The organism is Nocardiopsis chromatogenes YIM 90109 (assembly GCF_000341185.1).
Taxonomy (GTDB): Bacteria; Actinomycetota; Actinomycetes; order Streptosporangiales; family Streptosporangiaceae; genus Nocardiopsis_A; species Nocardiopsis_A chromatogenes.
In genome coordinates this window covers 1-12,155 of the sequence record NZ_ANBH01000340.1, presented here as the reverse complement: position 1 = coordinate 12,155, position 12,155 = coordinate 1, and the positions used below count along the sequence as shown (strand labels likewise).

Here is a 12,155-nt window from a genome sequence, read left to right as displayed (position 1 = left end):
CGGGCGGGAGGCCGCGGCCGGGGGCGGGCGGAGGAGCCGGTACCCCGCTCCGGACCCCGCCGCGCGCCGGACCGCCTGGATGCGGGGCCGATCGCACCGTCCCCCATCATGGCGACCGCCCCGCGCCGTACAGCTGACGGCGCTGCGGCAGGGGCCGACAACCCTGCGGGTCACGCACGCGGCCGCGGGCGCAGCGCGGGGGAGAGCACCGCGCACATCACCGCCGCCCCCGCCACCACCCACAGGGCCGACGTCAGCGTCCACGCGTCCGCCAGCGCCCCCACCACCGGGGGGAAGGCCAGGAAGCCCAGCCGGCCCAGCCAGCCGACCACCGTCACCCCGTCTCCGCTGCGCACCCCCGGGACCTCGCCCGCGGCCGCCAGGGTCAGCGGGAACATCGTCGCCACCCCCAGCCCCAGGAGGCCGAAACCGGCCACGCCCGCGGCGGGGAACGGCACCAGCAGCGCCACCGCCATCCCGGCCGCGGCCACCAGCCCGCCCGCGCGGACCGTGGCCACCGCGCCGAAGCGGTCCGTCACCCGGTCCCCGGTGAGCCGCCCCACCGTCATCATCCCCTGGCAGGCGACGAACGGCAGCGCCGCCAGGAACGCCCCGGCCCCGCGCTCGCCCGACAGGAACACCGCGCCCCACGTGGCCGCCGAGTCCTCCACCGCCGAGGCCCCCATCAGCAGAGCGCTCAGCGCGAGCAGCGGGAGCGCCGCCCCGCGGAGCGCCCCCGCCGCGGCGCGGAGCCGTTCCCGGGCGCCGCCTTCGGCCGCCGACTCCGCGTCGCCGCGCTCGGCCCCCTCCGGTCCCGGCAGCAGGCCCCGCGCCGCCACCAGGGAGGCCCCGGCCAGCAGCACCGCGACCACGGTCAGGTGCGTCCCCATCCCCAGGCCCGCGCCCGCCATGGACGCGCCGGTCAGGCCCCCGGCCACGGCCGCCAGGCTCCACGCCGCGTGGAAGGCGTTGATGATGCTGCGCCCGTACCGGCGCTGGACCCGCAGCCCGTGCGTGTTCATCGCCGCGTCCATCCAGGCGTCGAGCGACCCCAGCCCGAACAGCACCAGCGCGAACGTCCACCACCCGGGCGCGACGGCGGCCAGGGGCAGCAGCGGTGCCGTCAGCACCCCGGCGGCCGCGGCCACCCGTCCGCTGCCGAAGCGGGCGATGAGCGGCCCCGCGAGCATCCCGGTGGCCAGCGCGCCCGTCGGCATCGCCGCGATCGCCGCGCCCAGGGCCGCGTTGGTCAGGTCCAGGTCCTGCTTGACGACGGGCAGCCAGGGCACCACGTTGGTATAGGCGTACCCGTTCACGGCGAACAGGGCGAACACGGCGGCGCGCGCACGCACGGCCGCGCGGCCCGGGGGCGCCTCCCCGTCCACCCGGTGCTGCGGCTCCATCGCGCCTCCGAATCGATCGCGTGCCGTCATGCGACTGCTACGCACCGTTGACCTCAGGGGTTGCGCCGAGGCGGTCGGGCGTCTTACATATGATCTTCTGGCCGAAATCGCCGACTCATCGACGCTACCGCCCGATCAGCCGGACCCCGCTCCCGGCACGTGACGATCCCCTCGACGACCGGAGTCCCGACCGATGATCGACTTGAGTGCGCTGCGTGAGAAGCCGACCCTCACCGGGGAGCGGGTCCGCCTTGTGCCGTTGTCGGAGGAACACGTCGACGACTTCTACGCCTCCGCCCAGGACGACGAGATCCGCAGGCTCACCGGTACGCACCGCAGAATCGGCTACGAGGAGGCCGCCGAGTGGTGTGCGAGCCGGTCGGACCGCCCGGACCGGCTCGACCTGGCGATCGTGGCCCACCCGGAGGGGCGCTTCGTCGGCGAGCTCGCCCTGATGGACGTCGACCCCGACAACGAGACGGCCTCCTACCGTATCTCCCTGTCCGCCATCGAGTTCACCGGGCAGGGGCTGGGCCGCGAGGCCACCCGGCTGCTCCTGGAGTACGCCTTCGACCGGATCCGGCTGCACCGGGTGTGGCTGGAGGTCTACGCCTTCAACATGCGCGCGATCGCCGTCTACCGCTCGTGCGGCTTCGCGGTCGAGGGCCGCCTGCGCGACGCCCTGCTGTGGGAGGGGCGCCGCCACGACGCCCTCATCATGGGCGTCCTGGAGAATGATTTCCGGAAGACCGCCGGGCTGTGAGGCCATGTCCGGAACCGGCGGCACGGCACGGCCGAGCGTGACCGGCCGCCCCCTTCGGGCGGCTCGGGGTACCGGCGCCCGAAGCGGCCGAATCGTCCCCTGATGTTGGGCGGAGGCCCAGAGCGGGTATCTCCACCGCACTTCGCCGCCGCAACCGGGAGAGGCGATCATGAGCCCGGTACCCGTGTCGCTGCCGTTCACCGACCGCTCCGCAGCGGGCCGCGGCCTCGCCGAGCGGGTCCGCCCGCTCGTCCGGACCGACCCCGTGGTCCTCGCCCTGCCGCCCGGCGGCGTGCCCGTCGGCGCGGAGCTCGCCCGCACTCTGGACCTGCCGCTCGACGTGCTCGTGGTGCGGCGTCTGAACCTGCAGGGCGACGCGCGCGCCCCGGTCGGCGCGGTCACCGAGGACGGGGGCGTGTTCTTCGACGACTCCGAGCTGGCCCGCCGCCACGTGTCGCGGGACGTGCTCTCGCGGGCGGTCCAGGCCGAGCGCCAGGAGCTGGACCGGCTGCTGAAGGCCTACCGCGGCGGCCGCCCGGGGGTGCCGCTCGCCGGGCGCGACGTGGTGATCGTCGACGAGGGCGTCACCACCGGCGCCACGGCGCGGGCGGCGGTGCGCGCGGTGCGCCGCCACCACCCCGCCCGGGTCGTCCTGGCGGTCCCGGTGGCCTCGCAGGCGGCGATCGCGGCACTGCGCGGTGAGGCCGACGAGATCGTCGTGCTCACCGCGCCGGACAACTTCCAGGCGGTGGGGGAGTGGTACCGGGACTACGAGCGGCCGACGGAGGCCGACATCGCCGCGCTGCTGGAGGACCGCGCGGGCGGGCGCCCCCTGGGCCGCCCGGTGCGCGTCACCGCGGGCGGGGTCGGACTCGACGGGGACTTCACGGTGCCGGGCACCGTGCGCGGCGCGGCGGTCATGGCCCTGGGGCACGGGCGTGCACACGCCCAGCAGCGGGCCGCGGCCGACGCGCTGCACGACGCGGGGTACGCGACGCTCGCCCTGGACCTGTTCACGCCCGAGGAGTGGGAGTCGGCCCAGGGGGCGCCCGACATCGGCCCCGACGAGCTGGGCGAGCGGCTGGCCCGCGCGGTCGAGTGGCTGCGGGCGGCGGCCGGCGCCCGGGGCGGCGTCGGGGTCTTCGGCNCGGGGGGGCGCCGCCCCCCGCCGCACCGGCGGCCGCGGCGCGCATGCCGGGGGACGTGGGCGCGGTGGCGGTGCTCGGCGGGCGGATCGACCTGGCCGGGGACGACCTGCCGCAGGTGCGGGTCCCGGCGCTGGTGATGGTCCCCGGCGGGGAGTCGTTCGTGTGGGAGCTGAGCGAGTGGGCCGCGGGCCGGATGGGAGGCCCGGTCGAGCTGCGCGCGGCCCCCGGTGCGGAACAGCTTCTGGGCGGCACGGCCGAAGGGCGTCTGGCGGGCGAGGCCGCCGCGGAGTGGTTCGACCGGCACCTCTGAGCCGATCGGGCCTGAGGGGGATGGGCCGAGGCCGCAGCCGGTGGGCCGGGGTCCGCGGGCGGCGGGGCGCGGCCGCTTCCGGTCGGGACGGACGACCAAGGTCCGAGACATGACATGTCCGAATGGCGGGGACACACCTGATCAATGGTGCGTCCGGGGTCGATGGGGGACCATCCCGGCGTATCCGTGTGATGCGGACGCATGGCGGTGCGCGCGCCCGATCCGGGCGGCGCGGCGCAGGGGCGGGGAATCATCCTTTCCATTCCCATTAGCCCTCTTTTGTGGAGAAGTGCGCCGCAGGCGATCCCCACATCACCATTCGGTGACGCTTGCGCCGCGTCCGCCACGCTCCAGGAACGATTGGCGCGGAATTCGGCGCGCCTCATTGCGTTTCGCCTGTGCGGCCGTCGCGCGGATGCGTGCGTCCAGAGGGCGGGGGTGCGGCCGCTGCGCCCCGGCCCGGCCCGCGGGGGTCACGTCCGTTGGAGCGGTGTCATCGGCGGCGTCCGCTGAAGTGGAACTCTCGGCGTCCATGGCCACGATGGGCGGGCGGCCGAAGGCGGCTCGCCGACAGGGCAGGGCGCCGGTCGGGGTACCGACGCGGGGACACGGGACCGCTCCGACGTCGCGACGATCGCACCGGCCTGGCCTGATGGGAACACCGCGGACGTGACCGTGTCATCCCTGTACGACCGGCGCGACGATCGCGGCGGTGGCACTGTCGAGCCGGCGGTTTCGACCGCACCACCGCCGCGATCGTCGTCAAGGGCACCCGGAGTACGGGGCGGAGTGTCGCCCCTCCCGGGCGGATGCCGTCGCCCACGGGACCCGGACATGGAAAAACCCGAGGCGCCCTCGACGTGTGCCGTCGGGGCGCCTCGGGTTATTCGGGCCGCATCAGCGGGGCCGGGGCCGCCAAAGGTCGTCAGCCGTTCCAGCGCCGCGGGGGACGGTCGCTCAGTCTGGCCGGGCCGTGTGGGGAAAGGCGGTCAGGCGGCGGCGTTGGCGCGGCGCATGCGGCGCCGACGCTCGGAAGCGCGCTCGTCTTCGTTCAGACCGCCCCAGGTTCCGTACTTCTCAGGACGCGAGATCGCGTAGTCGAGACACTCGGTACGGACCGGGCACTGGGCACAGATCTCCTTGGCCTTGCGCTCGCGGATCTCCCGCTCCGGCTGGCGCTCGCCATCCGGGCCGAAGAACAGCACGAGGTCTTCGCCCCGGCACGCGGCGGCATCCTGCCACCCCCAGCTCGGGCGGGGGCGCAGCGCGGCCTGCCGACGTACCTGAGACATGGTTGAACCACCTCTGTTGAATCGCTAGTAAGCTGTTGGACAGCAAGGGTTGCTAGAACACGGTCATGCGGCCGTGAGAGCCCGGCATGCGTAACGGCATGCGTCGCTTCGGTGTTCCCGGAGTGGTGGAGACCACGGAAGGCGCAGAAGACCGTCGAGGCCGGCAAGCGCTCACGTGAACGGCCGGGGAGGTGCTGGAGCCCTCCCTGCGGGCCGGTACGTAATCATGCCATCCCCGTTCCCGCTCGCGCACGGGGGGCGGGGAATTTCCTCGCTGAACCGTTACCGAAACTGCAGGGGCCGCGTCCCGAGGCCGGGCCTCTGCCCGAGTCGGTGACGGATTGCGAGATCCGGCCCGATGAGCCGGATGTGGAACATCGTATGGGGGATTTCGGTCCGTGCCTAGGGGTGATCCCTGATGTTCGGATCACATTCCGGTCTAGACCAGGGCGGCGCGGAGTGGCCCGGGGCCGGGGGAGGAGGCGGCGGACGGGCTAGTCCAGATCGCGTCCCTGGCCCGGCTCCAGGCGGGCGTAGTCGACGTCGGGGGCCAGCGTCGAGACGAGCAGCTCGACCGCGCCGGCGCCGGTCCCGTTCAGCAGCCCGTCGTGCACGGCCAGGGCCGAGCGCGGGGCGACCGCGCGCAGGTAGTCGACCACCTCGGCGGTCTTGGACCAGGGGGCGTGCACCGGGACCAGCAGGGTGGAGACCGGGTCCTCGGGCACGGTGAAGGAGTCGCCCGGGTGGAACACGGCGCCCGACGGCGTCGCCACCCGGAACCCGATGTTGGTGATGACCGGAATGTCGGGATGGATGACCGCGTGCCGCTCGCCGTACACGTCCACGTCGAACCCGGCGATCCGGGCGGTGTCGCCGTGGCGGTGCACCACCACGCGCGCCCCGAGGTCGGCCAGCGGGCCCAGCTTCTCGGCGATGCCCGCGTGGGTGTGGATCTCCAGGTCCGGATTGGCCTTCAGGGCCGCGTGCAGCCGGTCGGCGTCGAAGTGGTCGCCGTGCTCGTGGGTGAGGGCCACCGCGTCGGCGCCCACCGCCGCGTCCGGCTCGCTCAGGCCGCCCGGGTCGATCACCAGCGTCCCGCCGCCGTGGGTCAGGCGGACGCAGGCGTGCCCCCGCTTCTCGATCCGCATCAGCGCCCCCTTTCGGCCGGGTCTGGGCCCTTCGTCCACAGACGATACCCCTCCCGGCCCCTAAGGGGAGCACGCCGGGAATCAGGGAAGGGACAGGGACGCGTCGCGGAACGTCACCGGAGGTAGGGGCGTCATAGGGGACGACGAGAAGTCAGGAAGCAGGCGAGCCGCCGCGCGGACGCGGTCCGGCGGCGGCCGAGAGACGACGAGAAGGGGAGCGGCTGTGGCGCTGCTCAGGTTCATCCTCAACATCATCTGGCTGGTCGTGGCGGGCCTGTGGCTCGCCCTCGGCTACGCGCTCGCCGGTCTGATCTGCTGCGTGCTGATCGTGACCATCCCCTTCGGCGTCGCGTCCTTCCGCATGGCCAACTACGCCCTGTGGCCCTTCGGCCGCACCGTCACCAAGCGGTCCGGCGCCGGCGGCGGCAGCACCCTGGGCAACGTCATCTGGCTGATCGTCGCCGGGTGGTGGCTGGTCCTCGGCCACATCGGCACCGCCATCGGCCTCGCCGTGACCATCATCGGAATCCCCATGGCCTGGGCGTCCCTGAAGATGATCCCGGTCGCCCTGGCGCCGTTCGGCAATGAGATCGTGGCCAGCGAGCAGGCACGCGACCCGTGGAAGTTCTGAGCCGCCGAGCGCGGCCGGACACCCCGCCCGCCCGGGTGATCGCCCCGGCGGCGCGCACCGCGCGCCGCCGGGGCGGCAGAATGGGCCGACACCGAACACCGTGACGAAGTAACCGGAAGAAGACACCGGAAGGGGACGACGTGTGGATCAGGCGGCCCGGGCAGTGGTCCTTCAGCAGACTCCGGCGGGCGGCGCGCCGGGCCCGGACCGCGGCGGCGGAGCCGCAGACGCCCGAGCCGGAGGCCGCAGGCCCCGCCCGAGCCGAAGCACCGGCTGAGGACGACCTGTTCCGCAACCTCAGCGACGCCGCCTGGCGCATCCTGCTCATCGGCGTGGTCGTGGCGCTTCTGCTCTGGGCCGTGGGCTACCTGAGCGTCATCACCGTCCCCATCATCCTCGCGGTCTTCCTCACCGCCCTGCTGATGCCGCCCACCAACTGGATGCGGCGCAAAGGCGTGGGGCGCGGCCTGTCGACCACCATCACCTGCCTGGGCTCGCTCATCGTGTTCAGCGGCGTGGTGACGCTGATCGTGCAGCCGGCGGTCTCCGGCTTCGGCGGCCTGGTCGACAGCCTCGGCCAGGCGCTGGACAGCGTGCGCGACATCGCCACCGGCCTGGGCCTGCACCCCGCGCTGGTCTCCCAGATCATGGACTCGGCCGACCAGGAGATCACCAACCTGCTCGCCGAGAACCGCGACCAGCTCATGACGGGGGTGTGGACCGCTGGCACCGCCGTGCTGGAGCTCCTCCTCGGACTGGTGCTCATCCTGGTGCTGACCGTCTACTTCGTGCACTCGGGCGACCGTCTCGTGGAGTGGCTGCAGAGCCTGCTGCCTGCCGCCTCGCGCCGCCCGGTCAACGCCACCGTGGAGGTCGCCTACGGGGTCATGGGCCGCTACGTGCGCGGGGTGGCCACCGTCGGGCTGTTCGACGCCGTGGGCATCGGCGTCCCGCTGTTCTTCCTCATCGACCCCGCCCTGGTGATCCCCTTGGTGGTGCTCACCTTCATCGGCGCCTTCCTGCCGATCATCGGGGCCTTCCTCACCGGCCTGCTGGCCACGGCCGTCGCCTTCGTCACCGACGGGCCGCTCATCGCCCTGGTCGTGCTGGCGGTCGTGCTCATCGTCCAGCAGCTGGAGAGCCACGTCTTCGCCCCCAAGGTCTACGGCAAGGCGCTGGACCTGCCCGCCGCGGTCGTGCTGGTCGCGATCAGCATCGGCAGCATCATCGGCGGTGTGCTCGGCATGTTCCTGGCCACACCGGTGGCGGCGGTGATCGCCGCCCTGCTGCGCGACCGCCCCTTCAGCGAGCGCAAGTCCGGGGACGGCGAGGACGGCGGGGACGCCGAGGCCGGCGGCGGGGACGGCGGAGCCGGCCGTGCGCCCGCGCGGGCCGCGGCGGGCGGGGAAGGATCGGCGGCCCCGGCGCGTTACGCGGGCGGGAGCGCCGACAACGGGTCGTCCCCCGCGCGGGCCGCCGAGAAAACGGAAGTGGACCGCTGAGAGGGTCCGCTACCCTGGCCGGGTGCCTTTCATCATTCCCGGTTGACGCGCAAGCGGCGGCCCTCCCCGTCCCCCGCGGGTCGAGGGCGCCCACCCCTGCCGCGACGTCCCACGCACGCACCTGATTCGCAATAAGGACACCCGCCCTATGCTCACCGCCTCCGGCCTGGAACTGCGTGTCGGCCCCCGGCTCCTGCTCGAACCCACCACCCTGCGGGTCGCCGCCGGCGACCGGATCGGGCTGGTCGGGCGCAACGGCGCTGGGAAGACCACCCTGACCAAGGTGCTGGCGGGCGAGGGCACCCCGGCGGCCGGCTCGGTGTCGGTCTCGGGCACCCTCGGCTACCTGCCGCAGGACCCGCGCTCCACCGACATGGAGGAGATCGCGCGCGACCGCATCCTGTCCGCGCGCGGGATCGCCGACGCCCTGCGGCGGCTGCGCCGCGCCGAGCAGCGGATGGCCGACGACGACCCCAAGGTGGCCGAGAAGGCGGTGCGCGCCTACGCCCGCGCCGACGAGGAGCTGCACATCATGGGCGGGTACGCGGCCGAGTCGGAGGCGGCGGCCATCGCCTCCAGCCTGGGCCTGGAGCAGCGCGTCCTCGACCAGCCGCTGGGCACCCTGTCCGGCGGCCAGCGGCGCCGCATCGAGCTGGCGCGGATCCTGTTCAGCGGCGCCGACACGCTGCTGCTGGACGAGCCCACCAACCACCTCGACGGCGACTCCATCGCGTGGCTGCGCGACTTCCTCAAGGCCCACCAGGGCGGGCTGATCGTCATCAGCCACGACGTGGACCTGGTCGAGGACGTGGTGAACAAGGTCTTCTACCTGGACGCCAACCGGTGCACCATCGACGTGTACAACATGGGCTGGAGGGCCTACCAGGAGCAGCGCGAGGCCGACGAGCGGCGCCGCCGCCGCGAGCAGGCCAACGCCGAGAAGCAGGCCGGTGCGCTGATGAAGCAGGCCGAGCGGTTCCGCGCCAAGGCCACCAAGGCGCGGGCGGCCCAGCAGATGGCCAACCGGGCCGAGCGCATCCTCGACGGGGTGCAGGGGCAGCGCGCCTCCGACCGGGTCGCCAAGCTGCGCTTCCCCGACCCGGCCCCCAGCGGGCGCACGCCGCTCAGCGCCAAGGGGCTGTCCAAGTCCTACGGGTCGCTGGAGGTCTTCTCCGGGGTCGACCTGGCCATCGACCGGGGGAGCCGGGTGGTGGTGCTCGGGCTCAACGGCGCGGGCAAGACCACCCTGCTGCGGATGCTCGCCGGGGTGGAGGAGCCCGACACCGGCGAGGTGGTGCCCGGACACGGGCTCAAGCTCGGCTACTACGCCCAGGAGCACGAGACCCTGGACACCTCCGCCACGGTCCTGGAGAACATGATGTCCGCCGCGCCGGAGCTGCCGGAGGTGGAGGCGCGCCGGGTCCTGGGGTCGTTCCTGTTCACCGGGGACGACGTGGACAAGCCTGCGGGGGTGCTCTCCGGCGGGGAGAAGACCCGGCTGGCCCTGGCCGCGCTCGTCGTCTCCAGCGCCAACGTGCTGCTGCTGGACGAGCCGACCAACAACCTCGACCCGGCCAGCCGTGAGGAGATCCTCGGCGCCCTGCGCGGGTACAAGGGCGCGATCGTCCTGGTCACCCACGACGAGGGGGCCGTGGAGGCGCTCGCGCCCGAGCGGGTGATCCTGCTGCCGGACGGCGCCGAGGACATGTGGAACTCCGAGTTCGAGGACCTGATCACGCTGGCCTGACCCGGGCTCTCGCGGCCCCGCGGCCCGGTTCCGGCCGTCGGCGCGCAGCCGTCGGCCCCGCTGCGCGGTGTGCGGCTCGGCCCGCGCCTCGGCGCGCCTGTCGGCCCCGCGGATCGGCGTGTGCCTGGTCCGCGCCCCGGCGTACCCGTTCGTCCCACCTGCTCGGCCTGCGGCTCGGCCCGCCTGGCCGGGGGGGCGGGCGCCGGGCTCCGGGTTTCGGACAGCCCCGGCCTACCGGCGCGCCGCCGTTGACGCGACGCGGGATACGGGTCAGGTTTTGTGCTGACCACAACGGGGCGCACGGCCCCGGCCCGTTCCGGCCCCGTGCCGGGGGGTGGCCACTGGCGGGTGCATGGCTGATCATGGGCACCGGCGCCGCGTCGGGCACCGGAAGGCGCCGGCAGGGCGTCCCCGGCAGTGGGGCGGCGCCCGCCACTGGCCGCGAGAGTACGGGAGGTAGACGTGGCCGACACCCTGAGAAAGGGAACGCGTGTGACGGGAACCGAGCGATCCGAGCTTGCCACCGAACTCAAGAAGCGCTACGACGCGGGCGAGAGCATCCGCTCGCTGGCGGCGGCGACCGGGCGGTCCTACGGCTTCGTCCACCGCCTGCTTACCGAGGCCGGCGTCACGCTGCGCGGCCGGGGCGGGGCGACCCGCCGTACCTGACCCCCGCCACGGCCGGGGAAGTGGGCCCCGGGCGCGAGCGCGCCCGGAAGGCGCGATAGGCGCGGAGGGCCCGGAAAGCGTAGAAGGTGCGGAGCGTGCGGAAGGTCCGGCTCTACGGCGGCGGAAGCGCGCTGCCGAGCCGCCCGGGACCGCACACGCACGGTGGGGCCGCATCGGCGGCGGGTGGGGCGATCGCTCCAGTCGGCCGCGGGTACGGCGCGAGGCCCGGCGGGTTCGGCGCTGGTGAAGCACCCGTTCCGGACAGGTCCGTACACGGGCGCGCCGGTCGCCCCGCTGAGGGCGGCGAAGCCGCGGGGCCCGGCCGCGAAGGCGTCGGTGGTCCTCGGCCGTGACCGCGTCGATCGCCCGCCTCGGTGCCGCCGGACCAGCGGTGCCCCGGGACCCCTGCCGCGGCGTGTCCTTCGTCCGCACCGGTGGCGGTAGCGGCGGCGGTGAAGTCGCGGTTCCCCAGGCCCGGCGACAGGCGCGGGCGGGGGCGCGGATACCGTGGTCCACCGACCGGCAGCGGGCCCGCGAGGGGCGGGCGCGCCGAGCAGCGGAGGTGGGCATGGAGGATCCGGTTCTCCCCGACGGGGAGGAGCTGAGCGCGGCCGGGCTGCGCCTGGAGGTGGACGGCGAGGTCGCGCGGATCGCACTGGCGCGGCCTGAGCGTCGCAACGCGATGACCGGGCGTACATGGCGGGCACTGGCCCATGTCGGCCAGGCGCTTCCGGAGTCCGTCCGTATTGTGGTGGTCTCCGGAGACGGCCCGTCCTTCTCCGCCGGGATCGACCTGGCGATGTTCTCGCCGGAAGGCGTGCCCGGCGAGCGCACCCTGATGGCCGACGTGGGCGACACCCCTGAGCAGCGCGCGGCGCTGGACGCGGGCATCGCGGCCTACCAGGAGGGCTTCACCTGGTTGCGCCGCCCGGACATCGTGTCGGTGGCGGCGGTGCGGGGGCACGCGATCGGCGCGGGCTTCCAGCTCGCCCTCTCCTGCGACCTGCGGGTGCTGGCCGACGACGCGAAGCTGTGCATGAAGGAGCCCGCGCTGGGCCTGGTGCCGGACCTGTCCGGAACCAAGCCGTTGGTCGACATCGTGGGGCTGCCGCGGGCCATGGAGCTGTGCCTGACCGCGCGGACGGTGGAGGCCGACGAGGCCGAGCGCCTGCGCCTGGCCGAGCTCGTGGTTCCGGGCGATGAGCTGGACAGGACCGTGGACGACCTGGTGGCGGCCCTGGCAGCGGTCCCGCGCGACGCCGCTTCAGCGACGAAGGAACTGCTGCAGGGCGCCCAGGGCCGGACACTGGCCGAACAGTGCGCCGCCGAGCGGACGGCCCAGGCCGATCGGCTGATCAACATGGCGGCACTGATGGGCCGATAAAGGGCCCAAGGCGGGAGCTGGAGCGGGGGCAGAAGCCGGGGCCGTGCGGCGGATTCCGGTGCCGACGCCCTTCGGTCTCGTTGTCGATCGGACCACTCCCCTCGGTATAGGGGAGGGGCAGCGACGGCACAGGTGATGCCCCGCTCGTTGGCCCCGGC

The 12,155-nt window shown here is 74.1% G+C and carries 9 protein-coding genes and 1 pseudogene; 7 read left to right on the top strand and 3 right to left on the bottom strand.

What is annotated here, in order from left to right:
• Nucleotides 1-170: 170 nt before the first annotated feature.
• On the bottom strand, nt 171-1,403 hold the full coding sequence (locus D476_RS0129290; protein WP_017627442.1) for an MFS transporter: 1,233 nt from the start codon (nt 1,401-1,403) through the stop codon (nt 171-173).
• A gap of 193 nt (nt 1,404-1,596) precedes the next feature.
• On the opposite strand from D476_RS0129290, the gene D476_RS0129285 reads away from it, so the two are divergent.
• A complete protein-coding gene (locus D476_RS0129285) occupies nt 1,597-2,166 on the top strand; it encodes a GNAT family N-acetyltransferase (RefSeq protein WP_017627441.1) in 570 nt (189 codons plus the stop codon).
• 169 nt (nt 2,167-2,335) lie between these two features.
• Nucleotides 2,336-3,624, top strand: a pseudogene (locus D476_RS34995) (phosphoribosyltransferase).
• A 989-nt stretch (nt 3,625-4,613) separates the two neighbouring features.
• Here D476_RS34995 and D476_RS0129275 read toward each other — a convergent pair.
• Nucleotides 4,614-4,916 carry a WhiB family transcriptional regulator gene (locus D476_RS0129275; protein WP_270681446.1) on the bottom strand — a complete coding sequence of 101 codons (303 nt, stop codon included), beginning with the start codon at nt 4,914-4,916 and terminating at the stop codon, nt 4,614-4,616.
• Between the two features lie 494 nt (nt 4,917-5,410).
• Nucleotides 5,411-6,064: an MBL fold metallo-hydrolase gene (locus tag D476_RS0129270; protein WP_017627439.1), complete on the bottom strand. Its 654-nt coding sequence runs from the start codon at nt 6,062-6,064 to the stop codon at nt 5,411-5,413.
• A gap of 223 nt (nt 6,065-6,287) precedes the next feature.
• Between D476_RS0129270 and D476_RS0129265 the strand changes: the two genes are divergently transcribed.
• The 5 genes from D476_RS0129265 (at nt 6,288) to D476_RS0129245 (ending at nt 11,997) form a co-directional block, all read left to right on the top strand.
• Nucleotides 6,288-6,695, top strand: a complete 408-nt coding sequence (locus D476_RS0129265; protein ID WP_017627438.1) for a YccF domain-containing protein — start codon at nt 6,288-6,290, stop codon at nt 6,693-6,695.
• Between the two features lie 140 nt (nt 6,696-6,835).
• The gene (locus D476_RS0129260) at nt 6,836-8,197 is read left to right on the top strand and encodes an AI-2E family transporter (RefSeq protein WP_017627437.1); all 1,362 of its coding nucleotides are present in this window, start codon (nt 6,836-6,838) and stop codon (nt 8,195-8,197) included.
• Between the two features lie 148 nt (nt 8,198-8,345).
• A complete protein-coding gene (locus D476_RS0129255) occupies nt 8,346-9,944 on the top strand; it encodes an ABC-F family ATP-binding cassette domain-containing protein (protein WP_017627436.1) in 1,599 nt (532 codons plus the stop codon).
• 462 nt (nt 9,945-10,406) lie between these two features.
• Nucleotides 10,407-10,613: a helix-turn-helix domain-containing protein gene (locus tag D476_RS37720; RefSeq protein WP_026123961.1), complete on the top strand. Its 207-nt coding sequence runs from the start codon at nt 10,407-10,409 to the stop codon at nt 10,611-10,613.
• Nucleotides 10,614-11,181: 568 nt separating this feature from the next.
• On the top strand, nt 11,182-11,997 hold the full coding sequence (locus tag D476_RS0129245; RefSeq protein WP_017627435.1) for an enoyl-CoA hydratase/isomerase family protein: 816 nt from the start codon (nt 11,182-11,184) through the stop codon (nt 11,995-11,997).
• Nucleotides 11,998-12,155 lie beyond the last annotated feature (158 nt).